At 71.5% G+C, this 23,611-nt stretch carries 26 protein-coding genes and 1 riboswitch; of the genes, 23 read left to right on the forward strand and 3 right to left on the reverse strand.

All coding sequences use genetic code 11. The features are described from left to right. The first annotated feature begins 75 nt into the window (after positions 1-75). From ACIA47_RS00090 to ACIA47_RS00165, 16 genes are all read left to right on the forward strand, one after another. Positions 76-822, forward strand: a complete 747-nt coding sequence (locus ACIA47_RS00090) for an SAM-dependent methyltransferase (RefSeq protein WP_396704082.1) — start codon at positions 76-78, stop codon at positions 820-822. Positions 823-893: 71 nt separating this feature from the next. Further along, positions 894-2,066 (forward strand): PP2C family protein-serine/threonine phosphatase, encoded by a 1,173-nt coding sequence (locus ACIA47_RS00095; RefSeq protein WP_203121137.1) that lies wholly within the window; start codon positions 894-896, stop codon positions 2,064-2,066. Positions 2,067-2,122: 56 nt separating this feature from the next. After that, positions 2,123-2,584: a MarR family transcriptional regulator gene (locus tag ACIA47_RS00100; protein ID WP_203121140.1), complete on the forward strand. Its 462-nt coding sequence runs from the start codon at positions 2,123-2,125 to the stop codon at positions 2,582-2,584. 295 nt (positions 2,585-2,879) lie between these two features. Next, positions 2,880-3,512 carry a CDP-alcohol phosphatidyltransferase family protein gene (locus ACIA47_RS00105; protein WP_203121143.1) on the forward strand — a complete coding sequence of 211 codons (633 nt, stop codon included), beginning with the start codon at positions 2,880-2,882 and terminating at the stop codon, positions 3,510-3,512. Further along, a complete protein-coding gene (locus ACIA47_RS00110) occupies positions 3,509-4,453 on the forward strand; it encodes a DUF881 domain-containing protein (RefSeq protein ID WP_203121146.1) in 945 nt (314 codons plus the stop codon). Before ACIA47_RS00105 ends, ACIA47_RS00110 begins: the two co-directional genes overlap by 4 nt. Further along, complete coding sequence (locus ACIA47_RS00115; protein ID WP_030327710.1) at positions 4,450-4,782, forward strand: small basic family protein; 333 nt, start codon at positions 4,450-4,452, stop codon at positions 4,780-4,782. Before ACIA47_RS00110 ends, ACIA47_RS00115 begins: the two co-directional genes overlap by 4 nt. 11 nt (positions 4,783-4,793) lie before the next feature. After that, positions 4,794-5,825, forward strand: a complete 1,032-nt coding sequence (locus ACIA47_RS00120) for a DUF881 domain-containing protein (protein WP_396704086.1) — start codon at positions 4,794-4,796, stop codon at positions 5,823-5,825. A gap of 60 nt (positions 5,826-5,885) precedes the next feature. Next, on the forward strand, positions 5,886-6,266 hold the full coding sequence (gcvH, locus tag ACIA47_RS00125) for a glycine cleavage system protein GcvH (RefSeq protein WP_203121151.1): 381 nt from the start codon (positions 5,886-5,888) through the stop codon (positions 6,264-6,266). A 214-nt stretch (positions 6,267-6,480) separates the two neighbouring features. Further along, positions 6,481-6,933 (forward strand): FHA domain-containing protein, encoded by a 453-nt coding sequence (locus ACIA47_RS00130; RefSeq protein WP_007071101.1) that lies wholly within the window; start codon positions 6,481-6,483, stop codon positions 6,931-6,933. 50 nt (positions 6,934-6,983) lie between these two features. Then, positions 6,984-7,685 (forward strand): MerR family transcriptional regulator, encoded by a 702-nt coding sequence (locus ACIA47_RS00135; RefSeq protein WP_203121165.1) that lies wholly within the window; start codon positions 6,984-6,986, stop codon positions 7,683-7,685. Positions 7,686-7,869: 184 nt separating this feature from the next. Beyond that, the gene (locus ACIA47_RS00140; protein WP_030492026.1) at positions 7,870-8,334 is read left to right on the forward strand and encodes a bifunctional nuclease family protein; all 465 of its coding nucleotides are present in this window, start codon (positions 7,870-7,872) and stop codon (positions 8,332-8,334) included. A 160-nt stretch (positions 8,335-8,494) separates the two neighbouring features. Continuing rightward, positions 8,495-9,091 carry a MerR family transcriptional regulator gene (locus ACIA47_RS00145; protein WP_145788361.1) on the forward strand — a complete coding sequence of 199 codons (597 nt, stop codon included), beginning with the start codon at positions 8,495-8,497 and terminating at the stop codon, positions 9,089-9,091. 257 nt (positions 9,092-9,348) lie between these two features. Then, positions 9,349-9,747, forward strand: a complete 399-nt coding sequence (locus tag ACIA47_RS00150; protein ID WP_112587033.1) for a group 1 truncated hemoglobin — start codon at positions 9,349-9,351, stop codon at positions 9,745-9,747. A 2-nt stretch (positions 9,748-9,749) separates the two neighbouring features. Next, a complete protein-coding gene (locus ACIA47_RS00155) occupies positions 9,750-10,931 on the forward strand; it encodes a globin domain-containing protein (protein WP_203121153.1) in 1,182 nt (393 codons plus the stop codon). A gap of 52 nt (positions 10,932-10,983) precedes the next feature. After that, entirely contained in the window at positions 10,984-11,679 is a 696-nt protein-coding gene (locus tag ACIA47_RS00160) for a cell division protein DivIVA (protein ID WP_203121155.1), read from the forward strand. Between the two features lie 209 nt (positions 11,680-11,888). Then, positions 11,889-12,755, forward strand: a complete 867-nt coding sequence (locus ACIA47_RS00165) for an SAM-dependent methyltransferase (RefSeq protein ID WP_396704090.1) — start codon at positions 11,889-11,891, stop codon at positions 12,753-12,755. Between the two features lie 26 nt (positions 12,756-12,781). On the opposite strand, the gene ACIA47_RS00170 is transcribed toward ACIA47_RS00165, so the two are convergent. Then, a complete protein-coding gene (locus ACIA47_RS00170; RefSeq protein WP_396704092.1) occupies positions 12,782-13,438 on the reverse strand; it encodes an NAD(P)H-binding protein in 657 nt (218 codons plus the stop codon). A gap of 119 nt (positions 13,439-13,557) precedes the next feature. Between ACIA47_RS00170 and ACIA47_RS00175 the strand changes: the two genes are divergently transcribed. The 3 genes from ACIA47_RS00175 (at position 13,558) to gcvP (ending at position 18,636) form a co-directional block, all read left to right on the forward strand. Further along, positions 13,558-14,625 (forward strand): MerR family transcriptional regulator, encoded by a 1,068-nt coding sequence (locus tag ACIA47_RS00175; protein WP_396705305.1) that lies wholly within the window; start codon positions 13,558-13,560, stop codon positions 14,623-14,625. A 91-nt stretch (positions 14,626-14,716) separates the two neighbouring features. Beyond that, positions 14,717-15,559, forward strand: a complete 843-nt coding sequence (locus tag ACIA47_RS00180) for an NAD-dependent protein deacetylase (RefSeq protein WP_396704094.1) — start codon at positions 14,717-14,719, stop codon at positions 15,557-15,559. Between the two features lie 83 nt (positions 15,560-15,642). Further along, positions 15,643-15,741: riboswitch (glycine riboswitch) on the forward strand. 72 nt (positions 15,742-15,813) lie between these two features. Continuing rightward, positions 15,814-18,636, forward strand: coding sequence for an aminomethyl-transferring glycine dehydrogenase (gene gcvP, locus ACIA47_RS00185; protein ID WP_396704096.1), 2,823 nt, complete (start codon positions 15,814-15,816; stop codon positions 18,634-18,636). 126 nt (positions 18,637-18,762) lie between these two features. Here the strand turns inward: gcvP and ACIA47_RS00190 are convergent, their stop codons facing one another. Beyond that, positions 18,763-18,963, reverse strand: coding sequence for a DUF5999 family protein (locus tag ACIA47_RS00190; RefSeq protein ID WP_007460326.1), 201 nt, complete (start codon positions 18,961-18,963; stop codon positions 18,763-18,765). 222 nt (positions 18,964-19,185) lie between these two features. Between ACIA47_RS00190 and ACIA47_RS00195 the strand changes: the two genes are divergently transcribed. Continuing rightward, positions 19,186-20,388: a chorismate-binding protein gene (locus ACIA47_RS00195; RefSeq protein ID WP_396704098.1), complete on the forward strand. Its 1,203-nt coding sequence runs from the start codon at positions 19,186-19,188 to the stop codon at positions 20,386-20,388. Between the two features lie 32 nt (positions 20,389-20,420). Next, the gene (locus tag ACIA47_RS00200) at positions 20,421-20,930 is read left to right on the forward strand and encodes a peptide deformylase (protein ID WP_091398002.1); all 510 of its coding nucleotides are present in this window, start codon (positions 20,421-20,423) and stop codon (positions 20,928-20,930) included. On the opposite strand, the gene ACIA47_RS00205 is transcribed toward ACIA47_RS00200, so the two are convergent. After that, entirely contained in the window at positions 20,927-21,697 is a 771-nt protein-coding gene (locus tag ACIA47_RS00205) for a sulfite exporter TauE/SafE family protein (protein ID WP_396704100.1), read from the reverse strand. The two genes, ACIA47_RS00200 and ACIA47_RS00205, sit on opposite strands and share 4 nt — an antisense overlap. A 183-nt stretch (positions 21,698-21,880) precedes the next feature. On the opposite strand from ACIA47_RS00205, the gene ACIA47_RS00210 reads away from it, so the two are divergent. After that, positions 21,881-22,660, forward strand: coding sequence for an endonuclease/exonuclease/phosphatase family protein (locus ACIA47_RS00210; RefSeq protein WP_396704102.1), 780 nt, complete (start codon positions 21,881-21,883; stop codon positions 22,658-22,660). A 107-nt stretch (positions 22,661-22,767) separates the two neighbouring features. Then, on the forward strand, positions 22,768-23,568 hold the full coding sequence (locus ACIA47_RS00215; protein ID WP_396704104.1) for an alpha/beta hydrolase: 801 nt from the start codon (positions 22,768-22,770) through the stop codon (positions 23,566-23,568). The last annotated feature ends 43 nt before the right edge of the window (positions 23,569-23,611 follow it).

Raw genomic sequence — 23,611 nt, forward strand, 5'->3', positions numbered from 1 at the left:
ACGCCCTCGCGCCGCGATACCGCTGAGCGCGTCCCGGTCGGTACGCTGGCGACGACCGGGGAGGGAGCGCCGCCGATGGGTGAACCAGACCAGCCGAGCACCGCTCGCATGATCGACTTTTGGCTCGGCGGGCAGCATCACTTCCCCGTGGACGTGGCCGCCGCGAACGCGTTCGAGCAGGCGTACGGGCCGTGCGCGCCGGTGTTCCGCGAGCTGCGGGCGTTCCTGGGCCGGGCGGTGCGGGAGATGGCCGCCCACGGCGTGGACGGGTTCCTGGTGTTCGGCGCCGGGGTGCCGACGATGGGCAACGTGCACGAGGTCGCCACCGACGCGACAGTGCTCTACACCGACGTCGACCCGGTCACCATCCGACTGGGACGGAGCATCCTCGCCGGCAGCGACCGGGCCGGCTACGGCTTCGGCGACGCGACCGACATCGGGACTGTCGACCCGGCGCAGCTGCACCGTTTCGTGCCGGGCTGGGGTCGACGGCCGGTCGGGGTGGTCTTCCTCGGCCTGGCCGCGTTCCTCGACGACGCCACGCTGACCCGCACCCTCGACGAGCTGTACGCTGCCGCGGCGCCGGGCAGCCTGCTCGCGGTGGATTTCGACACCGAGGAGCTGGCCGGCCACCCGCAGGCGCTGGCCATGATGGGACCGCAGTTCCGGATGCGTGCACCGGCGGCGTTCGCGCCCCTGCTGGGTCGGTGGGCGCCGACGGCGGACGGGATCGTCCCGGTCGCCGAGTGGCGGCCGGACGGCCCGCCGGCGCGGGTGCCCGACGCGTTCCACGGTGTGCTCGCGACCCGCGCGGGTGACTGACCGCGCCGATCATCCGTCCGGTGGCGTCCGTATGATGCTTGCCCTATAGCAAGCTTCGGGGGAGGACGACGATGGTAGACGCGCCGGACGTGGTGTCGCGCGCGTTGCGCGAGGCTCCGCCCGACCAGTTGGCGGAGGCGGCGGACCGGGCGATCCGGTCCGCGATGGGCGCGCGGCGCACCGACGTCTTCGTCGCCGACTACCGGATCAGCGGCCTCTGGCCGGTGCTGGACCCGGACCTCCCGGCGGGCGGCTTCCTGGCCTGCCACACCGTGGCGCAGCGCTGCTTCAGCAGCCAGCAGCCGGTACGCGACGGTGAAGGCCCCTGCCGGCTCTACCTGCCCTTGACAGTGTGGGGGGAGCGGCTTGGCGTGCTGCTGATCGAGCTTCCGACCGTACCGAACGCGACGGTCACCGGTCGGGCGACGGACATCGCCGGCGCCCTGGCCGTGGCGATGCGCGCCGCGGACCGGGAGACCGACCGTTACCGGCGCGCCCGCCGTCGGGAGCGACTGACGATGGCCGCCGAGATGCAGTGGGACCTGCTGCCCGGTCGTGGTGTGTCCCACCACGCGTTCGAGCTGGCCGGCCAGCTCGAACCGGCTTACACGGTCGGCGGCGACCACTTTGACTGGTCGTTGGACGGCGACCGTCTCACCGTGACGGTCCTCAACGGCGAGGGCAGTGGGCTGGCGGCGTCCCTGTTGACCGCCGTCACTGTCAACGCGATGCGCAACGCGCGGCGCTCCGGCGGCGGCCTGGTGGAACAGGCCGAGCTGGCCTCGGACACGGTCTTCTACCAACACCGTGGCGCTCGGCACGTGGCCACCCTGCTGCTCGAGGTGGACACTCGCCTCGGCCGGGTGCGGGCGGTCGACGCGGGCTCCCCCCACCTGTTGCGGATGCGGGGGTCCACGGTCGAGCCTCTGAAGCTGGATCAGCAGCTGCCGCTGGGCATGTTCGCCGAGACCCGCTACGAGCTCCAGGAGGTGCAACTCGCCCCGGGTGACCGGCTCTTCGTGGTCAGTGACGGGGTGTGGGCTGCCGAGCCGCCGGGTCAGGAGCCGTACGGGCAGCGGGTGATGGCTCGTTCCCTGCGCGCCACGCGGCTGCAGCCGCCGGCCGAGGCGGTTGGTACGGTGATGCGCGAACTGCACGCCTATCACGCGGATTCCGATCTGCGCGACGACGCCGTCGTGGTCTGTCTGGACTGGCACGGTCCGCGCGAACGGGGCACGGGGTGAGATTCGCCGCCGCGTTGCCGGGCGGGCACCAGCGCGACGACGGCAGGGGACATCAGGTGGAGCGACCTGCAGATCTCGCCGCGGCGATCGACGCGGCCGCCGGGACGCTGATCGCCGTGCTGGAGTCGGCCGCGTCGCGGCATCAGGTGCCGCCCACCCAGTTGAGAGTGCTCACGCTGATCAGCGGTCGTCCGGAGACCAACGTCAACGGGCTGGCGGAGTTGCTGGACGTGGTGCCCTCGTCGGCGAGCCGCCTGTGCGACCGGTTGGAGGCGACCGGGCTGTTGCGTCGGGTGGCCGATCCGCGTGACCGGCGTGAGGTGCGGTTGGTGCCGACCGCTGCGGCGCTGACCCTGTTGGGGGAGTTGGCTGAGCGACGGCAGCGCGCGGTGCAGGCGGTGTTGGACCGGATGCCGGTGCGGATGCAGCACGAGCTGTTGCTGGCGCTGGTCGGGTTCGCTCAGGCGGCGACGTCGGTGCCCGAGCAGCAGACCGACCCCGCCGTCCAGACGGCCTGAGTGTCGTTTTCCTCTTCCAGTAGTATCCTAGGACGCCTTAGGCGCGGTGATCCACGCCACAGTGCAGCACAGCCGCACCGACAGCCCGCGGCGGCGCCAGGCCGGCGAGAGGAAGCCCGATATAGTGGCAGCGCACCTACCCGGCCCGCGATCTTCGAGATCGCGGGCCGCATCAGGGGAAGGGGCCCCGCCCGGGGCCGCAGGGGAGAGCCGGCGCTGGTCGGCCCGACAGCGCGTACGACCCTCAGCCGCGCCCGGCGCCGGCCGGGGGCCCGCGTGCCGTGGAGGAGGATCGGTGTCGCGTCGGCCGGCTCGGGCAGAGCAACCGCGGGACACCGGTGACGAGACTCCCGGCAACCAGGTGCTCACCCTGCCCAACCTGATCAGCTTCGGACGGCTGCTGGGCGTGCCGCTGTTCCTCTACCTGTTCCTGGTGGAGCGGGCCGACGTGGCGGCGGTCATCGTGCTGGCCATCGGCGGCACCACCGACTGGGTCGACGGTTGGCTCGCCCGCCGCCTGCACCAGGTGAGCCGCCTGGGCGAGCTGCTCGACCCGCTAGCCGACCGGCTCTACATCCTCGCCACCCTGGTCGCCTTCACCGCGCGGGAGGTGGTGCCGTGGCAGTTCACCGCGGCGCTGCTGGCCCGTGAGGTGCTCCTGCTGGCATCGCTGGCGGTGCTGCGTCGCTACGGGTACGGGCCGCCGCCGGTGCACTACGTGGGCAAGACCGCCACGTTCCTGCTGCTCGCGGCGTTCCCGGTGCTGTTGCTGGCCAGTGCGACGACCGACGTGGCGACGGCGGCGAGCGCCATCGGTTGGGCGTTGGCCTGGTGGGGGCTGGTGCTGTACTGGGTGGCCGGCGGGATGTACGTCGTGCAGGCGGCCCGGCTGGTGCGCGCGGCGCGCGGTCCGGGAGCGGCGGCGTGAGCGCGCCGCGGCTGGGAAAACCCGGCCAGGACCGGGTGTACGCGCCGGACTTCCTCACCGAACTGTTCCGCAACCCGCTGGATCCGGGGTACGCGGACGCGGCTGCCGCGCGTCGACGCTCGGCGGAGTCGGCTCCGGCGAGCGGGTGGCGGGCCTTGCCGGCGCGGTCGGTGAGCCTGGTCGTGGTGGTGATGCTCGGTTTCCTGTTCGCTGTCGCGTACCGGCAGACGATGGCGGACGAGCCGGGGCGGAGCCAGGCCCGTTCGGGTCTGGTGACGCAGATCAAGGAACGGGAGAGCCAGACCGACCGGTTGTCCACGCGGGCGGATCAGCTGCGCGAGGAGGTCAGTCGGCAGCGGGACGCGGCGTTGAGCGGGTCGGCCGCCGCCCGGCTGCGCAACCTGGAGGCGAGCACCGGGCTGGGTCGGGTGCGCGGTGATGGTGTGGTGGTGCGGTTGGCGGACGCGCCGGACAAGGCGGACGCGGTCACCGGTGCCGGCGCTGGGCCGCCGCGGGTGCTCTACAGCGACCTGCAGGGTGTGGCGAACGCGTTGTGGAGTGCTGGCGCGGAGGCGATAGCCATCAACGGGCAGCGGTTGACGTCGACGTCGACGATCCGGTCGGCGGGTGAGGCGATGCTCGTGGATTTCCGGCCGGTGACCGGGCCGTACGAGGTGTCGGCGATCGGGCCGGGTTCGATGCGGCGCAAGTTCGAGGACAGCCGCAACGCGGCGCTGATGCGGAAGGTCGCGCAGGGGACGGGGTTGTCGTTCGGTGTGCGGGAGGCGGATGACCTCACCCTGCCGGCGGCGCCGGAGCCGCAGCTACGCTACGCCAAGCCGTCGGTCAGTCCGAGCCCTTCCGCGTCGGGTGTCCGTTCCGGCAGTCCCGGGTCGTCCGGTCCGGCGACGACTGTTAGCCCCTCCGGAGGTGGCCGATGATCGCGGTGTTGGCGTTGCTCGCCGGTGTGGTGCTGGGCGTGTGGCTTGATCCCACGGTGCCGGCGGCGTTGCAGCCGTACCTGCCGATCGCGGTGGTGGCCGCGTTGGACGCGGTGTTCGGTGGGGTGCGGGCCCGGTTGGACCGCATCTTCGACGACAAGCAGTTCGTGGTGTCGTTCATTTCGAACGTGCTGGTGGCTGGTCTGATCGTGTATCTGGGTGACCAGTTGGGTGTGGGTGGGCAGTTGTCCACCGGTGTGGTCGTGGTGTTGGGTGTGCGTATCTTCGGCAACGTGGCGGCGATCCGTCGGCACCTGTTCCGGGCGTAGGTTGGGTTGCGATGAGTGACGAGCAGACCGACACGGGGACCGGGTGGCCGCAGCCGGCGGGTCCGGTGCGGCCGGGTTGGCCGGCGGGTGAGCCGGATCCGCGGCCGGATGCGCCGGATCCGGATGAGTTGAGCCCGTTGGCGCCGCAGGGGCCGACGCAGCCGTCGGATGACGAGCCTGCGGCGGAGCCGGGTGTGGGGCCGGTCGACGATGGCGCGACGGTCGACCTGAACGCGATGTCGCGGTCGGGGGAGCCGCCGGTCGCGGCTTCCGACGGGTCGGCGGAGCCGCCGGTCGCGGCTTCCGACGGGTCGAGGGAGTCGGCGGCGCCGGTGGCGGCTGGTCGGTCCCGGTGGAGTACGGCCGGGGTGATGATCGCCGCGTTGTTGGCGTTGCTGGGGTTCACGTTGGTCGTGCAGTTGAAGACGACGTCGACGGACCCGACGCTGGGGGCCACCCGGCAGGAGGACCTGGTCCGGATCTTGTCGGATCTGGATGCGCGGGAGAACCGGCTGCAGCAGGACATCCGGGCCCTGGAGGACAGTCAGCGGCAGTTGCGCTCGGGTGAGCAGGGTCGTCAGGCGGCGTTGGATGAGGCGACGCGGCGGGCGGACGAGTTGGGCATCCTGGCGGGGACGTTGCCGGCGGTGGGTCCGGGGTTGACGGTGCAGTTCGACGCCGGGGTGAAGCCGATCTCGGCGAACCGGGTGTTGGACGCGGTGCAGGAGCTGCGTGGTGCGGGCGCCGAGGCGATGCAGATTTCCGGTGGGGATCGGGCGACGGTGCGGATCATCGCCTCGACGTACTTCCTCGATGGGGACAACGGGTCGTTGATGGTGGAGGGGCGTCGGTTGACGGGGCCGTACACGATCACGGTGATCGGTGATCCGGCGACGATGCGTACGGCGTTGAACATTCCTGGTGGGGTGGTGGCGTCGGTCCGGGGTGACGGCGGTAACGTGACGTTTGGGGAGCGTGAGGTTGCCGAGGTTTCGGCGCTGCACGTGCCGATCAAGTTGGAACACGCCCGTCCGGTCTCCTGACCGGCGCGGCCGCGCCGGACCCGGGTGGTCCGGGGCACCGATGGATGAAGGACGCGTCTGGTGATTCCCGAGGATCTGCGATACACCGCCGAGCATGAGTGGGTGGCGGGTGACGGCACGGCTTCGGTCCGGGTCGGCATCACCCACTTCGCGCAGGACGCGCTCGGTGACATCGTGTACGTGCAGTTGCCCGAGGCGGGTGCGGTGGTCGCGGCCGGTGACTCGTTGGGTGAGATCGAGTCGACCAAGAGTGTGTCGGAGATCTACGCGCCGTTGGCCGGTACGGTGGCGGCGCGCAACGACGCGTTGGCTGACACGCCTGAGCTGATCAACACTGATCCGTACGGTGAGGGTTGGTTGGTGGAGATCACGCCGAACGATCCGACTGCGACGGATGGGTTGCTGACGGCGGCCGCGTATCAGAAGATCACCGAAGGCTGAGTGTGCTTGATCCGGTGCGTGGGATGTCTGCGCGCGTCCGGTTGCCCTGCATTTCGGCGCTGGCTAGGCTCGCCCAGTCGACCGAGAACCCAATAGTTGAGCGTTGCGGAATTGCCTTCCCTGGCACGGGGAGCCAGCCGCCGGGTGTTCAAGTGCCCGGCGGCCAGACCCGCCATTACCCGACGCCGACCGAACAGATCCGTGAGGTGGTCCCATGACGCGGCCAGACGACGAGTTCCCCCCACTCGACGTCACTTCGACGCTCAATCTCGGTTCGCTCGACGAAGTGCTGGAGGGGCCGGATACCGATGTGGTGCCGAGCCGGATGTCCGGTTCGTTGCCGCCGGGTATGGCGCTGCTGGTGGTTCGTCGAGGCCCGAATGCGGGTGCCCGGTTCCTGTTGGACCACGATGTGACGACCAGTGGCCGGCACCCGGACAGTGACATCTTCCTGGACGACGTGACGGTGTCGCGTCGGCACGCGGAGTTCCACCGCGATGGTGGGACGTTCACGGTGCGGGACGTGGGCAGCCTGAATGGCACGTACGTCAATCGTGAGCGGGTTGAGGCGGCCACGTTGAGCAATGGTGACGAGGTCCAGATCGGTAAGTTCCGGGTGGTGTTCATCGCCGGTCCGCGCCCGGAGGAGGAGGCCGGCCGGGGGTGAACGAGCCTGCGGCCTCCATGTCACCCGGGGCGGCTCGGTCTGAGCCGCTGATGAGCATCGGTGAGGTGCTTGGGCAGTTGCGGGTGGATTTTCCGGATACCACGATTTCGAAGCTGCGGTTTCTTGAGGCTGAGGGTTTGGTCGAGCCGCAGCGGACGGCGGCGGGTTACCGGAAGTACAGCTGGGACGATGTGGCGCGGTTGCGGTTCGTGTTGACCGCGCAGCGGGACAAGTACCTGCCGTTGCGGGTGATCCGGGAGCAGTTGGCCCAGTGGGATTCGTCCGGTGAGCAGCCGGGGCGGTCGCGGCCGGCGTTGGTGGCGGTTGGTCCCGATGGTGCGGTGCCGGGTCGTGAGTTGGCGGAGCCGGCCGAGTCGTCGCAGGTGCGGCTCGGCCGGGCGGATCTGGTGGCGCGCAGTGGGGTCGACGAGTCGACGTTGGTGGAGTTGGAGCGGCTCGGTGTGCTGGTGTCGGATCCGCCGGGGTGGTATGACGCGGATGCTCTGATCATCGCGTCGGCGGTGGCGGGGTTGGCGGCGTACGGGTTGGAGCCGCGGCACCTGCGGGGTTATCGGACGGCGGCGGACCGGGAGGTCGGTTTGTTCGCGCAGTTGGTGGCCCCGTTGGCGCGGCAGAGTGATCCGGCGGCGCGGGCGCGGGCGGCGGAGACGGCGCGGGAGTTGGTGGCGTTGTCGGAGCAGTTGCACGCGGCGTTGGTGCGGGTGGGGCTGCGGTCGACGTTGGGTCGGTGAGGGTGCCGGTGGGTGGCGGTCGAGCGGAAAGATCTCTTCCGGGAAGCGTGCCGTAGGCTTGCCGGGGTAACCCCTTTTCGGCGCGGGCGTGGTGCTGTAGCGCATGGGACGGCCGTGTTGCGGTCCGTGTACCGTGCAGAGAAGGGCGCGGTGCGGCGTAGGTGACAACGACACGGAGGCGGCGGTGCGCGAGCTGAGCGTGGTCGGAGTTCGGGTGGAGCTGCCCAGCAACCAGCCGATCGTCCTGCTCAGGGAGGTCGAGGGGGACCGCTATCTGCCGATCTGGATCGGCGCGGTCGAGGCCACGGCTATCGCTTATGAGCAGCAGGGGGTCAAGCCGGCCCGGCCGTTGACGCATGATCTTCTGCGGGATGTGTTGGCGGCGTTGAAGGCGCCCTTGCAGGCGGTGGAGATCACCGAGCTGAAGGAGAACGTCTTCTACGCGGATCTGTTGATCGGCGATGGGGTGCGGGTGTCGGCGCGGCCGAGCGATTCGATCGCGTTGGCGTTGCGGGTTGGTGCGCCGATTCGTTGTGCGGAGCAGGTCCTCAGCGAGGCGGGGATCGTTATCCCTGATGAGCAGGAGGACGAGGTGGAGAAGTTCCGCGAGTTCCTGGATCAGGTGCGTCCGGAGGATTTCGCGGGCTGAGGTGTGCCCGTGTTTGGTTGGTGATCTTTCTCGGTGGCTGCGCGGCGTGTCGCGTCGGTTCCTCCGTGGTAACCCCTGACGGTGGCGATAGGGTTTCCATGTCGAGGGGTGCGCGTCGGAGGAAACGATGCGTCGCCACACTGACGGGGAGGTTGTCCGGATGCACGAGCCGCGGGATTCCGATCCGGGTGCAGAGTTCGACGAGTCGGGTGCCTCGTCGCCAGGTGTGGCGGCTGAGGGTGACGGTTCGGTTGGCTACCGGGGTGTGACGGCCTGCCACGCGGTGGGCATCAGTTACCGGCAGTTGGATTACTGGGCGCGGACGACGCTGGTGGTTCCGAGCGTTCGTGACGCCTCGGGTTCGGGGACGCAGCGGTTGTATTCGTTCCGGGACCTGGTGGTGTTGAAGGTCGTGAAGCGGTTGTTGGATGCGGGGGTGTCCCTGCAGAACATCCGTAAGGCGATCGAGGCGTTGCGGTCGCGTGGTGTGGAGGATCTGGCGGGGATCACGCTGATCTCTGATGGGACGACGGTGTACGAGTGCCGGTCTCCGGAGGAGGTGGTCGACCTGTTGCAGGGTGGCCAGGGGGTCTTCGGCATCGCGATCGGTGGGGCTTTCAAGGAGATCCAGGGGTCGTTGTCGCATCTGCCGGCGGAGCCGGCGACGAGTGGCCCGGTGGAGCCGGCGGTGGCGTCGGGCCCGGATCCGGTGGGTGACGAGTTGGCGGCGCGGCGGGCGCGCCGGCGCGCCGGCTGACCGTACGATCTTTCGGTTTTTTTCCGTTGTTTTCTCGCGACCGTCGGTGACGGTAGCGGGGATTCGTCGGCCCTCATGGTCCACTGTGGATACGGTGGGTGTCGTCCCGGTGGCCGATTGTGGAAGTACCCATCGGTAGTGGTGACGCAGCGTCGTGGCCTGTTGTCGGGAATCCGATAAGGGGGCGATGACCGGAAGCGGTTGACACGCTATGGTGCCTGACGGTTCTGGACCCTTCATCCCCGGAAGGAACGACCGTGACGGTTACGGAAGAGACTGCTCCCGCCTCGCACTACGACCGCATTGGCGGTGCCAGTTCGGTCAAGGCGGCGGTCGAGCTGTTCTACGACAAGGTGCTCGCGGACCCGGAGCTGGCGGGTTACTTCGCTGACGTGGACATGGCGGGTCAGCGGCGGCATTTGGCGTTGATGTTGACTGTGGTGCTGGGTGGCCCGAACGAGTACACGGGTCGCGGGTTGGCCGAGGCGCACCAGCCGTTGAACATCACGGTGGAGCACTACGCGAAGGTGGGCGAGCACCTGACGGTGACGCTGACCGAGTTGGGGGTGCCGGCGGACATTCTCGCTGACGTGCAGACAGTGCTGGGGCAGGTGCAGGGCCAGGTGGTGGCTGCCGGGAACAGGTCGGGCGCCTGAGCGTGGACGCGGCTCGCCTCAAGCAGAGCTGGTCGGTGGTCGCCGGTCACGGTGACCAGGTGCCGCTCTACTTCTACTCGACGTTGTTCCTTGCTCATCCTGAGACGCGGCAGATGTTCCCCACGAACATGGCTGGTCAGCGGGACCGCCTCGTGACCGCGTTGGGTCACATCGTGTCCAATGTGGACCAGGTGGATCGGCTGGTGGGTTTCCTGCAGGATCTCGGCGCGGATCACCGCAAGTTCGCGGTCCGCGCGGAGCACTATCCGGCGGTTGGTGAGGCGCTGGTGGCGACGTTGCAGCATTTCCTCGCCGAGCAGTGGACCGACGAGTTGGCTGCGGACTGGACGGCCGCGTACGGGTTGGTCGCCCAGGTGATGATGGAGGCCGCGCAGGCCGCTGAGGCGGTCAATCCGCCGTGGTGGGTGGCGGAGATCGTGGCGCATGAGCGGCGGGCGTTCGACGTGGCCGTGTTGACGGTGCGTCCGCAGTATCTGTTGCCGTTCACGCCGGGTCAGTCGATCGGGGTGTCGCACCCGTCGGTGCGGTCGTGGCGGTACTACTCGCCGGCGAACGCGCCGCGGGCGGACGGCACGTTGGAGTTGCATGTGCGGGCCGCGCCGGGTGGCGCGGTGTCGTCGCGGCTGGTGTACGGGTCGGCGGTGGGGGATCGGATCCACCTGGCGGCGCCGGTGGGGGACCGGCTGGGGTTGCGGTCGGCGGGCTCCAGCGACCTGTTGCTGTTGGTTTCGGGTACCGGCTGGGCGCCGGTGAAGGCATTGGTGGAGCAGGTGGCCGCGGAGGGTTCCCGTCGGCGGGTGGACCTGTACGTGGGGGCCCGGTCCCGTAGCGAGTTCTACGACAGCGACGCGATCGACAAGTTGGCGTCGTCGTATCCGTGGTTGACGGTGACGTACGTGGTCGGTGCCGACGTGCACCGGCCGGGGGAGTTCGTGCAGGCGGTGGACCGGGCGTTGGCCGACGGTGACTGGCGGTCCCGGCACGTGTTCGTGTGTGGGTCGGACGAGATGGTGTCGCACGCGGTGCGGACGTTGGTTCAGGCGGGTTACCACGCGGGTCAGGTGCACCACGAGGGCCTGGGCGCGCAGTGGTACGGCCCGGCGTGGCGGACGGCGGTGCAGCAACCGGCTGCGGGTGACACTTCGGGAGGTGGGCACAGGTGAGCGCGAGCAGTGAGCTTGCGGGCCCGGCGGTCGCGAACGGAGGTCTGCACAGGTGAGCGCGACGCCGATCAGTCGGTATGACGGGGTGCAGGTTTCCGGCGGTGTGCAGGTGCGGATGACCGCCGACCGGGTTCGGCGGTGGGAGTTCGGTGCCGCGTCGTTCGCCCGGCGTGGTTACGACAACGCTGACGTGGACCGGTTCCGGGTGCAGGTCGCTGATGAGTTGGACCTGTTGGCGACGCAGATCGCGACGTTGCGGGCGGAGAACGAGCGGCTGAACGACCGGGTGGAGTTGCACCGGCACGGGGTGATTCCCAGTACCGGGGCGGCGGCGAAGGTCCCGGCGGCGCGGGAGGTGAATCTGCTGTCGGCGGCGCAGCGCGAGGCGGAGCAGATCATCGCGCAGGCGCATGACTACGCGCGTCGGGTCGCGGAGTACGCCCGGATGCAGTACGAGAGCTACCTGCAGGCGGCGGAGGCCGAGGCGAAGCAGGAGGCCGAGCGGGCGGTGGCGGAGTACCGCAGCTCGGCGGGGTCGAGCTTTGACGACACGGTGGCGACCCGGGAGGCGTTGCGGATCTTCGGCGAGATGATGGTGTCGCACATGCAGGCGGCGGCACGGCATCTCGATGACGGTAGTGAGCAGTTGGCGCGCACGATGGATCGGATCGCGGCGGAGACGCCGGGGGCGCCGTTCGTGGGTGGTGTGGTGGGGCAGTCGGCGTTGCCTAGGCACCACCAGCGTTGAGTTGTCGTGGGTGGGGTTCGCTGAGGTGGACCCCACTCGGCGCGCTGGCGGCGGTGGCATAGTCGGAGGGGTCAGGCGGCGCTGACCGGCGGCCCGCCCCGGGGAGAGGCGTCTTCGTGTCCGTATCACCGTTTCCGCCCGGCGGGTCACCGGATCCGCTGGCCGCGTTGGAGGCTTCGGCGTGGGCTCTGGCGGCTGCGGTCGGCACCATGAGTGATGCCCTGTCGGCCCCGCTCGCCGAGGTCCTCGCGGCGGCGCCGCACCGCAGCGCGGTGCTGGAGGCCGCTGGTCTGTTGTCCTGGGATGGTGGGGTGCCGGTCGCGCACCCGTCGCTGGTGGCTGCCGATGGGCCGACCGGGCGCAGCGCGGTGCAGGCGCGGTTGAGTTCGCTGCGGCAGGCGGTCGCCGCGGCGGCGCAGGAGCCTTCCGGGTCGGGTGGGACCGGCTGGGCGGAGTTGGGCGACGAGGTGTTGTTGCATCAGGGCCGGGCGTCGGCGGCGACCGGCCGGGCGTTGGCGACCCGGGTGGTGCCCGAGTTGCCCGGGTTGGCGGAGCGCTTGGACTCGGCTAACGCCCGGGTGTTGGACGTGGGCACCGGTGTGGCGGCGTTGGCTGTCGCCCTGGCGCGCGCGTTGCCGCGGGTGTCGGTGGTGGGTATCGACGTGCTGCAACGGGCGTTGGACCTGGCCCGCGGGGAGTTGGCCGAGGCGCCCGATGTGGCGGATCGGATCAGTCTGCGCCGTCAGGACGTCGCGGAGGTCGCCGAGCCGGGCGGGTACGACCTGGTGTGGCTGCCGGCGCCGTTCCTGCCCCAGCAGACGTTGACGATGGCGCTGCCCCGGCTGGTGCGGGCGCTGCGACCCGGCGGTTGGCTGGTGGCGGGCACCAACCCGCCGGCCGGGGAGCCGTTGCGCGCGGCCGTCGACCGGTGGAACGCGGTCCGCAACGGCGGCAACGCCTTCGACGCGGACCGGATGGCGGAGGTGCTGGCGGGGGCGGGGCTGGTTGATGTCCGCCGTTTCCCGACCGTCCCCGGCGGGCCGGTGCTGGTCGCCGCGCACCGCCCGGGCGGTTGAGGACGACCGTCGGTGCGACGGGCCGGTCAGCTGGCGGCGGCGCGGATGGCCTCGGCGATCGGGGTGGGTCCGTCGACGAGTTCCAGGGTCGCGCCGGTGGTGCGCGGTTCGTCGAGCAGGGCGGCGAGGACGTGGGCGACGTCGGTGCGGCTGATCGCGCCACGGCCGGCGTGTGGGGCGAGGGTGACCCGCCCGGTGGGTGGGTCGTCGGTGAGCCGGCCGGGTCGCAGCACCGTCCAGGCCAGGTCGCGGCCGCGCAGGTCGTCCTCGGCGGCGCGTTTGGCGCGCAGGTACGCCGCCCACACGTCGTCGGTGCCGGGGGCGGGTGGTGTGTCCACGCCCATGGAGGAGACGAGCAGGTAGCGGTGGACGCCGGCGCGGGTGGCGGCGTCGGCGAGCAGCACGGCGGCGGCCCGGTCGACGGTGTCCTTGCGGGCGGCGCCGCTGCCGGGGCCGGCGCCCGCGGCGAAGACCACCGCGTCGGCGCCGTCGAGGTGCTCGGCCAACTGTTCGAGCGGGGTGTGTTCCAGGTCGCAGACGACGGGGGTGGTGCCGGCGGCGCGCAGCGTCGCGGTCTGCTCGGGGTTGCGAATGAGGCCGACGGCGGTGTCGCCGCGTCCGACGAGGTGGCGTTGCAACAGTAGGGCGATCTTGCCGTGGCCTCCGGCGATGACGACGCGCATGCGTCCAACCTACCGGCGCCGCGGGGTGCAGGCGGTGTCACCGGCTTGACCTTGACCTTCGGGCAACCCTGAGCCTGGTGGGTGCCGGTCGCCGTGACCGGCGCGAGGAGGATCTCGACGTGGGGCTGATGACCATCGGGGCGTTCGCCCGGGCGGCGAGGCTGACACCGAAGGCGTTGCGCCTGTACGACCAGGTTGGGCTGCTGGTACCGGCCGCTGTTGATCCGGAGTCCGGTTACCGGCTCTACGACCCGGCTCAGCTGCCGGTGGCTCGGCTGGTCGCCCAGTTGCGTCGGCTCGGTATGCCGCTGGCGACGATCCGGGTCGTGTGCGGCTTGGAGCCCGCGGCGGCGGCTGAGGCGGTCACCGCGTACTGGCGGCAGGTCAGCGCCGACACCGAGGCCCGTGCCCGGCTCGCCAATCTCCTCGTGGACCACCTGTCTGAAGGGGGCACCGCCATGTCCGACCCGAATCCCACAGTTGCCGTCCGCTGCGCCGCCGGTTGTGACACCGGGCTGGTGCGCGACAGCAACGAGGACACCGCGTACGCCGGCGAGCGGTTGCTCGCCGTGGCCGACGGTATGCGGGGGCCCGGCGGTGCGGCCGCCAGCGCCGCCGCCGTCGACGCCCTGAAGCCGTTGGCGTTCACCGACGTGCCGGCCGCCGACCTGCTGACGATGCTGGCGGGCGCGGTGAGCGACGCCGATCGCGCCGTGCACGGGTTGGCCACCGACACCGACCAGCCGGTCACCACGCTGACCGCGCTGCTGTTCAGCGGTTCCCAGCTGGCGCTGGTGCACGTCGGTGACACCCGGGCCTACCTGCTGCGCGGCGGTGAGCTGTCGCCGCTCACGCAGGATCACACCTGGGTGCAGTCCCAGGTTGATCAGGGCCGGCTCGACCGGGACCAGGCCGCGACGCATCCGCAGCGCGCGGTGCTGGTGCGCGCCCTCGGTGGCGGTCGGCAGGTCGAGGCGGATCTGGCGTTGCGTACCGCGTTGCCGGGTGACCGGTACCTGTTGTGCTCCGACGGGCTGTCCGCGGTCGTCGACCGGGCCGACCTGCGGTCGGCGTTGGCCGCGGCCGCGGATCCCGAGGACACGGTGCGGGAGCTGATCGGTCTGGCCTTGGCCGAGGGGGCGCCGGACAACGTCGCGTGCGTCGTCGCCGACGTCGTCGCGGCATAGCCGCCGTCATCGGCGCCCCGCGCCGGGTGGGGTCGCCCACCCGGCTCGGGGCTCGGCGTTGGTGAACCGGTTGAGGCAGCATGGAGAGGTGATGGAGAGCTTCGACGCGTTGACCTCGCTGGTGGCCGGTGGTGGGGTGGTGGTGCTCAGCGGCGCCGGCCTGTCCACCGAGTCGGGAATTCCGGACTACCGGGGGCCCAGCGGGGTGGCGCGGCGGCACACGCCGATGACCTTCCAGGCGTTCACCCGCGATCCCCTGGCCCGGCGGCGTTACTGGGCGCGCAGCCACCTGGGCTGGCGGTTGATCGCGGGCGCGGCGCCCAACGCCGGGCACCGGGCGGTGGCCGGGCTGCAACACGCCGGGCTGGTCGACACGGTGATCACCCAGAACGTCGACGGTCTGCACGGTGCGGCCGGCAGCCCGTCGGTGATCGAGCTGCACGGCCGCCTCGACGAGGTGACCTGCCTGGACTGCGGCAACCTGACCTCCCGGGAGGAGCTTCACCGGCGGCTGCGCGAGGCCAACCCGGAGTTCGTGGCCCGCGTCGCCGCGGTCAACCCGGACGGTGATGTTGATCTCCCCGATGAGCAGGTGGCGGCGTTTCGGCCGGTGGACTGCGGGATCTGCGGCACCGGGATGCTGAAACCGGACGTGGTGTTCTTCGGTGAGACGGTGCCGGCGCAGCGGGTGGCGCGGTGTTTCGCGGCCGTGGAGCAGGCCCGCTCGTTGCTGGTGCTCGGGTCGTCGTTGACGGTGATGTCGGGGCGCCGGTTCGTGATTCGGGCCGCGAAACGGGGCATCCCGGTAGCGATCGTCAACCAGGGGCCGACCCGGGGTGACGGCCACGCCACAGTGTGCGTCGACGCGCCGCTGGGCGCGGTGCTGCCGGAGTTGGCCGCGCGGGTCGGCGCCGGGGCACCGCTGGGGGTGTGACGGGCCGCCCCCGGGCGGGGGCCCGGCCCGGGGGTAGGACATCCGCCGGAAACACCAACGCTGGTAGCGTTGACCACGCCGGTAACACCCACGTGGGAGAGACCGCCCGACAGCACGCAGGGCGGCGCCGAAGGGGCAAATCCTCCCCGGAACCTCTCAGGCAAAAGGACCTCGTGGGCAGGCACTGTGGAGTGCCCCTGTGGGTGCGACAGAGGGGGAGGCCGACACGTCGACCTCGCCCCGGGAGTGCCCCTATGACCGTAGAGCAGTTCGCCACCCGTCACATCGGTCCCGGCCTCGACGATGAGCGTCGGATGCTGGAGGTCGTCGGGCACGACTCGATCGACGAGCTGATGGACGCCGCGATCCCCGAGGTGATCCGCTGGCACGGCACCCTCGACCTGCCCGACCCGGCCACCGAGGCCGAGACGATCGCCGAGCTGCGGGCCCTCGCGGCGCGTAACACCGTCGCCGTCTCCATGATCGGGTTGGGGTACCACGGCACGCACACCCCGGCGGTGATCCGCCGCAACGTGCTGGAGGACCCGGCCTGGTACACGGCGTACACGCCGTACCAGCCGGAGATCAGCCAGGGCCGGCTGGAGGCGCTGCTGAACTTCCAGACCATGGTCACCGACCTGACCGGCTTGGCCACCGCGAACGCCTCCATGCTCGACGAGGGCACCGCGGCGGCAGAGGCGATGACCCTGGCGCGGCGGGCCTCCAAGAGCAAGAGCGGTGTGTACGTCGTCGACGCCGACGCGTTGCCGCAGACCATCGCGGTGATCACCAGCCGGGCCGAGCCGCTCGGCATCGACGTGCGGGTCCTCGACGTCGAGCGTGACGAGTTGCCGGCGGAGTTCTTCGGCCTGCACCTGCAGTACCCGGGGGCGTCCGGGGCGGTGCGCGACCACGCGGCGCTCGTGGAGGCGGCGCACGCCGTCGGCGCTCTGGTGACCGTGGCGGCGGACCTGCTGGCGTTGACGCTGCTGCGCGCACCGGGGGAGATCGGCGCGGACATCGCCGCCGGCACCACCCAGCGTTTCGGCGTACCGATGGGCTTCGGTGGGCCGCACGCCGGTTACCTGGCGGTGCGCTCGGGCCTGGAGCGGATGCTGCCCGGGCGCCTGGTCGGGGTGTCACGCGACGCCGACGGCAACCCGGCCTACCGGTTGGCGTTGCAGACCCGTGAGCAGCACATCCGGCGGGAGAAGGCGACCAGCAACATCTGCACCGCGCAGGTGCTGCTCGCGGTGATGGCCGGCATGTACGCCGTCTACCACGGCCCGGACGGGCTGCGCGACATCGCGACGCGTACCCATCGGATGGCGGCGCGGCTCGCGGCCGGGTTGCGCGCCGGCGGGGTGGACGTCGCGGACGTCGCGTTCTTCGACACCGTCACCGCGACCGTGCCCGGGCGGGCCGCCGAGGTGGTGGCCGCCGCCGCCGACCGTGGTGTGAACCTGCGGCTGGTCGACGCCGACCGGGTGGGGGTGTCCTGCGACGAGACCACTACCGACGCGCACCTGGCGCAGGTGTGGGCGGCGTTCGGGGTGCCCGCGTTCGACGGGGCGGTGGACGCGGCCCTGCCGGTCGACCTGACGCGCGGCAGCGACTTCCTCACCCACCCGGTGTTCCGCAGCCACCACTCGGAGACGGCGATGCTGCGCTACCTGCGGCGGCTGTCGGACTTCGACTACGCCCTGGACCGGGGCATGATCCCGCTCGGGTCGTGCACGATGAAGCTGAACGCGACCACCGAGATGGAGCCGGTCAGCTGGGCGGAGTTCGCGAACATCCACCCGTTCGCACCGGACGCGCAGACCGTCGGGTACCGGCAGATGATCGGTCAGCTGGAGTCGTGGCTGGCCGAGGTGACCGGCTACGACGCGGTGAGCGTGCAGCCCAACGCCGGTTCGCAGGGCGAGCTGGCCGGGTTGCTGGCGATCCGCTCGTACCACGCGTCGCGGGGTGAGACGCACCGCGACGTGTGCCTGATCCCGTCGTCGGCGCACGGCACGAACGCGGCGTCGGCGGTGATGGCCGGCATGCGGGTCGTGGTGGTGGGCTGCGACGACGACGGCAACGTCGACCTCGTCGACCTGGACGCGAAGATCGACAAGCACCGCGACGCGCTCGCCGCGATCATGGTGACGTACCCGTCCACGCACGGCGTGTACGAGACGGGCATCGCGTCGCTGTGCGCGAAGGTCCACGACGCCGGCGGGCAGGTGTACGTCGACGGGGCGAACCTCAACGCCCTGGTCGGGTTCGCCAAGCCCGGCAAGTTCGGCGCGGACGTGTCGCACCTGAACCTGCACAAGACGTTCTGCATCCCGCACGGCGGCGGTGGCCCCGGGGTGGGCCCGGTGGCGGTCCGCGCGCACCTGGCGCCGTTCCTGCCCGGTGACCCGCTGGGCGCGCACGTGGACGCCACGCCGGCGATCTCGGCGGCCAAGTACGGGTCGGCGGGGATCCTGCCGATCCCGTGGGCGTACCTGCGGATGATGGGCGCCGAAGGGCTGACCCGGGCCACCGGTGTGGCGGTCCTCGCGGCGAACTACGTGGCGGCGCGACTGCGGGGGCACTTCCCGGTGCTGTACGCCGGCAACAAGGGCCTGGTGGCCCACGAGTGCATCCTCGACCTGCGGCCGTTGACGAAGGCGACCGGGGTGAGCGTCGACGACGTGGCGAAGCGGCTGATCGACTACGGCTTCCACGCGCCCACGATGTCGTTCCCGGTGGCGGGGACGCTGATGGTGGAGCCGACCGAGAGCGAGGACCTGGCCGAGCTGGACCGGTTCTGCGACGCGATGATCGCGATCCGCGCGGAGATCGAGCAGGTGGGTTCCGGGGCGTGGCCGGCGGGGGACAACCCCCTGGCGAACGCGCCGCACACCGCGGCGATGGTCAGCGGTGACGAGTGGTCGCACGCGTACCCGCGGTCGGTGGGCGCGTACCCGGCCGGGGTGGACCGGGCCGGGAAGTACTGGCCGCCGGTGCGGCGCATCGACGGCGCGTACGGCGACCGGAACCTGGTCTGCTCGTGCCCGTCGCCGGAGGCGTTCGAGGACTGACGGCGGCGCAGCCGGGGCGGGCGGTACGGCCTGCCCCGGCAGCCGCTGCGACCTGGGCGGGGACGTCCCTTTACCGGGGGACTAGCCTGGGTCGACGGCGGCTAAACGGTGACGCTGAGTGGTCGGTCAGGCCACGAGGGCGTGGCGGGCGGGGCCGCGGTGCGGTGCGATGCTGCTGCCGTCGGGAAGTAGCTCGCCGGTGTCCTCGAAGACGATGACACCGTTGCAGAGCAGGCTCCAGCCCTGCTCACGGAAGCAGGCGAGGACCCGCGCGGCTTCCCGGTCGGTGGCTTCAGCGGAGGGGCAGGTCGGTTGGTGCTGGCACATCGGGTTCTCCGGACTGTGGGGGCACTGTGTCATGGTTCACATGACCAGTGACGCACAGTACCAAGCGAAAGTGTCCAGCATCGAGCAGGTGCCCGCCTGGCGCACGGGAAATCCACTGAACGGATGAGGAAGGTTGGACCGTACGGCGTGGAAACGCTCCCACAGGTGTGTGCCGCGGACAGCGGCCCGGCTGGCTTAGCCGCGGACAGCGGCCCGGCTGCAATGGCCGCGGACAGCGCCCCGGCGGCGTCGGCCGCCCACCGCGGCGCTGCTGCGTCGATCGATGTACCCGCCGCGCCGGCCGCGTGCCGGGGTGCGCTGACCGAACGCGCCCGCCTGCACTGGTCTCGCGGCGACGGCGGCGACCCCGCGGCCCTCGCCGAGGAGTTCCTCGCCGCGCACGGCCTACCCCTGCACGACCTGACCCGACCCGCCACCGGCCAGCACGGCACCGGGGTCTGCGGCGCGGCGCTGTACCTGTCCGCCGCCGCCGGGGCGCTGCTGGCCGGCGCACCCACCGGGGCGCCCGAACCCGCGCCGGCCCTGCCCGACCTCGCCGTCGTCGTCTACCAGCACGGCTCCACCCGGGTCACCCGGCCCGGCGCAGAGCCGCCGTGGTGGCTCGGCGAGTGGGTCGAGAGCTGGACCCCCGGCCAGCACGCCGCCGCCGTCGACGCGGTCCGGGCCGCCATCGGCCGCGGCGACGTCTACCAGAGCAACCTCGTCGGCCACGCCGCCGCCCCCTACACCGGCGACCCGCTGCCGGCCCTGAGCCGCCTCGGCGCGCTCCCCGGCGCCCGCTACGGCGGCCTCCTCACCGGCGACGGCTGGGCCATCGGCTGCGCCTCCCCGGAAACCCTCGTCGAGGTCACCGACGGGCAGGTGATCACCCGCCCGATCAAGGGCACCCGTCCGGCCACCGCCACCGGCCGCGCCGAACTGCTCGCCAGCGCGAAGGAACGCGCCGAACACATCATGATCGTCGACCTGGAACGCAACGACCTCGCCCGCATCGCCCGCACCGGCACCGTCACCGTCGACGAGCTGTTCGCCGTGCGCCGCTGGTGCGACCTGTGGCAGGCCGAGTCGACAGTCCGCGCCGCCGCCGCCGACGGCCTCGGCCTCGCCAACCTGCTGCGCGCCACCTGCCCCGGCGGCTCGGTCACCGGCGCCCCGAAACTCGCCGCCCTGACCCAGATCAGCGCCCTCGAACCGGTCGGGCGGGGCGCCAGCATGGGCGCGCTGGGCTGGGTCGCCGCGGGCCGCGTCGACCTGGGCCTGACCATCCGCACCGCCGCCGCCGACGGCCAGCGGCTGCACACCTGGGCCGGCGGCGGCATCACCTGGGACAGCGACGCACGCGCCGAGGTCGCCGAGGCCGCCGCGAAGACCACCCCGATCCGCGCCACCCTGGCCGGGCGCTGACCGCCGCACCGCACGGCGATACGCTGAACCCCATGACCATGCGGCCCATCCGGATCATCGGTGACCCTGTCCTGCGCACCGGATGCGAACCGGTCACCACCTTCGACGCCGAGCTGCGGGCCCTCGTCACCGACCTGATGGACACCCTGCTCGGCGCCCCCGGCCGCGCCGGCGTCGCCGCACCGCAGATCGGCGTCAGCGCCCAGGTGTTCGTCTACGACGCCGACGGGCACCGCGGCCACCTCATCAACCCCACCCTGGAGCTGTCCGACGAGCTCCAGGACGACGAGGAGGGCTGCCTGTCCATCCCCGGGCTGTACTTCCCGACAGTGCGGGCCCTGCACGCCACCGCCCACGGCGTCGACCAGCACGGCGAGCCGCTGACCATCGCCGGCAGCGGGTTCCTGGCCCGCGCCCTGCAACACGAGACCGACCACCTGGGCGGGAAGCTCTACGTCGACACCCTGCGCGGCGACACCCGCCGCCGCGCCCTGCGCGAGATCCGCGCCGGGCGCTTCGACTCACCCAGCCGCCGCGGCTAGCTCACCCACTGGTCGTGGCCCAGCTTCGCGACCAACGCCGCCACCACCACCAGCAACACCACCCGCACGAACCCGGAGCCGCGGCGCAACGCCATCCGAGCCCCCAGCACCGCGCCGGCGATGTTGCACACCGCCATGCCCGCGCCCAGCAGCCACCACACGTGCCCGGTCACCCCGAACACCACCAGCGCGCCCAGGTTCGTCCCCGCGTTGACGACCTTCGCCATCGCCGAGCCGTGCACGAAGTCCGCGCCCACCAGGGCGGTGAACGCCAACACCAGAAACGTGCCGGTGCCCGGGCCGATCAACCCGTCGTACAGGGCGATTCCCACCCCGGCCACCGCGATCACCACCGCCACCCGCACCGGAGTGCGCTTCGCCGGCACCGCCACCACCCCCATCCGGGGACGCAGCAGCACGAACACCGCCACCGACAGCAGCACCACCAGCACGACCGGCCGGTACGCCGACGCCGGCACCGCCCCGGCCAGCGCCGCGCCGACGCCCGCGCTGAGCACCGCGAACCCGGCCGCCGGGCCCGCCACCCGCCAGTCGACCTTCGTCCTGCGGGCGTACGTCGCCGCCGCCGTGGCCGTACCGAAGATCGCGGCCAACTTGTTCGTGCCCAACGCGGTGGCCACCGGCAACCCCGGGGCGGCCACCAACAACGCCGGCAGCAGCAACAACCCACCACCACCGACCACGGCATCGACCCACCCGGCCAACGCGGCGGCGGCCAGCAGGGTACTCAGCGTCACGGCGTCCACGGGCGGCAATTCTCCCCAACCGACGCGCCTCACCGGCCCTCGAGTGGCCAGCCTCACCCGGTCACCGACCCCGCGTACGCCGCAACCACACCCCCAACGCGCCGACCGCCACGAATACCAGCACCGAACACAGCAAGACCTTCACCACCCGGCAACCATGCCACGGGCACGTAAGGTGCAGGAGTGCGCCTGGCCACCTTCAACCTGCTGCACGGACGGTCCCTCACCGACGGGCTCGTCGACTCCGACCGACTCACCGCCGCCATCGGCGCCCTCGACGCCGACGTGCTCGCCCTGCAGGAGGTCGACCGCGACCAACGCCGCAGCGGCAACCTCGACCTCACCGCCATCGCCGCCCGCGCCCTCGGCGCACCCCACCACCGCTTCGCCGCCGCTGTCGTCGGCACCCCCGGCGAACAGTTCCGCCCGCTGCGCCACGACGACGACGGCCACGGCGAACCCTGCTACGGCATCGGGCTGATCAGCCGATACCCCGTCCGCAGCTGGCAGGTCACCCGACTCAAGCCGGCGCCGGTGCGCTCACCGGTCTACGTGCCCGGCCCCCGCGGCGGCCTCATCCTGCTGCACGACGAACCCCGCGTGGTCCTCGCCGCCGTCCTGGACACCCCGCACGGCCCCCTCACCGTCGCCGCGACCCACCTGTCCTTCGTGCCCGGCTGGAACGCCCGCCAACTACGTCAGACCGTCCGCGCCCTGCGCGCGCTGCCGGGGCCCCGCGTCCTGCTCGGCGACCTCAACCTGCCCGCCGGGGCGGCCCGGCTCATCTCCGGCTGGCGCCCCCTGGGCCGACGCCCCACCTACCCGTCCGGGCAACCCCGCGTCCAACTCGACCACATCCTCGCCGACCGGCACGCCCTCGACCAGCTCCCACCCGTACGTGCGGTCACCGCGCCGGCGTCCACCATCTCCGACCACCGCCCCCTGCTGGTCGATCTCGACTGAGCGTCATCGCCCAACCGGCCGCATCGCGGCTCACGAATGTCTAGGGTGGGCTCACCGACACCGCCGTCGTTGCGTCATCGCCGCCCCCGACAGTCACGGAGCTGACCATGAGCGACACGCCGGACACGATCGTCCTCATCCACGGGTTCTGGGTGACCCCCCGCAGCTGGGAACACTGGGTCACCCACTACCAGGACAAGGGCTTTCGGGTGCTCACTCCCACGTACCCCGGGCTGGAAGGCGAGGTCGAGGCGATCAACGCCGACCCCAGCCCGCTGGAGACGCTGACCGCGCCACAGATCATCGCGCACCTGTCCGCGGTGGTCGACGCGCTTCCCACGCCACCCATCCTCATGGGCCACTCCGCCGGCGGGGCGTTCACCCAGGTGCTGCTCGACCGCGGCTACGGCGCCAGCGCCGTCGCCCTCAACTCGGCACCCACCGAAGGCGTCACGGTGACCCCCTTCTCGCAGCTGCGCTCCACCTTCCCGGTGCTGCGCAACCCCGCCAACCGGCACCGCGCCGTCGGATTCACCTTCGAGCAGTGGAACTACGCGTTCACCAACACCTTCGACGAGCAGACCGCCCGCGCCCTGTACGAGCGCTACGCCATCCCCGCCGCCGGCGGCATCCTCTGGGACAGCGTCCTGGCCAACCTGCTGCCCGGCCCCCAGGACATCGCCGTCAACTACCACAACGACCAGCGCGCGCCGCTGCTGTTCATCTCCGGCTCGGAAGACCACATCATGCCGCCCAGCGTGCAACGCGCCAACGCCGCGCACTACAAGGGCGACACCATCACCGAGGTCGAGCTCTTCGAGGGGTACGCGCACCTGCTGCCCGCCCAGCAGGGCTGGCAGCGCATCGCCGACGTCGCCCTCGACTGGGCCCTGCGCCACGCCCGCTGACCGCGCCGACCGTTCGGCCTGACGCCGCATCCGGCTTCCTGCG

This window comes from Micromonospora sp. NPDC051227 (genome assembly GCF_044455385.1).
Taxonomy (GTDB): domain Bacteria; phylum Actinomycetota; class Actinomycetes; order Mycobacteriales; family Micromonosporaceae; genus Micromonospora.

Bases quoted from the DNA above. Each gene is read 5' to 3' on its own strand.
- ACIA47_RS00115 (WP_030327710.1), top strand. From the start codon at position 4,450: ATGATCGCGGTGTTGGCGTTGCTCGCCGGTGTGGTGCTGGGCGTGTGG.
- ACIA47_RS00170 (WP_396704092.1), bottom strand. From the start codon at position 13,438: ATGCGCGTCGTCATCGCCGGAGGCCACGGCAAGATCGCCCTACTGTTG.
- ACIA47_RS00120 (WP_396704086.1), top strand. From the start codon at position 4,794: ATGAGTGACGAGCAGACCGACACGGGGACCGGGTGGCCGCAGCCGGCG.
- ACIA47_RS00165 (WP_396704090.1), top strand. From the start codon at position 11,889: ATGAGTGATGCCCTGTCGGCCCCGCTCGCCGAGGTCCTCGCGGCGGCG.
- gcvP (WP_396704096.1), top strand. From the start codon at position 15,814: ATGACCGTAGAGCAGTTCGCCACCCGTCACATCGGTCCCGGCCTCGAC.
- ACIA47_RS00215 (WP_396704104.1), top strand. From the start codon at position 22,768: ATGAGCGACACGCCGGACACGATCGTCCTCATCCACGGGTTCTGGGTG.
- ACIA47_RS00135 (WP_203121165.1), top strand. From the start codon at position 6,984: ATGAGCATCGGTGAGGTGCTTGGGCAGTTGCGGGTGGATTTTCCGGAT.
- ACIA47_RS00180 (WP_396704094.1), top strand. From the start codon at position 14,717: ATGGAGAGCTTCGACGCGTTGACCTCGCTGGTGGCCGGTGGTGGGGTG.
- ACIA47_RS00195 (WP_396704098.1), top strand. From the start codon at position 19,186: ATGGCCGCGGACAGCGCCCCGGCGGCGTCGGCCGCCCACCGCGGCGCT.
- ACIA47_RS00130 (WP_007071101.1), top strand. From the start codon at position 6,481: ATGACGCGGCCAGACGACGAGTTCCCCCCACTCGACGTCACTTCGACG.
- ACIA47_RS00145 (WP_145788361.1), top strand. From the start codon at position 8,495: ATGCACGAGCCGCGGGATTCCGATCCGGGTGCAGAGTTCGACGAGTCG.
- ACIA47_RS00090 (WP_396704082.1), top strand. From the start codon at position 76: ATGGGTGAACCAGACCAGCCGAGCACCGCTCGCATGATCGACTTTTGG.
- ACIA47_RS00190 (WP_007460326.1), bottom strand. From the start codon at position 18,963: ATGTGCCAGCACCAACCGACCTGCCCCTCCGCTGAAGCCACCGACCGG.
- ACIA47_RS00200 (WP_091398002.1), top strand. From the start codon at position 20,421: ATGACCATGCGGCCCATCCGGATCATCGGTGACCCTGTCCTGCGCACC.
- ACIA47_RS00095 (WP_203121137.1), top strand. From the start codon at position 894: ATGGTAGACGCGCCGGACGTGGTGTCGCGCGCGTTGCGCGAGGCTCCG.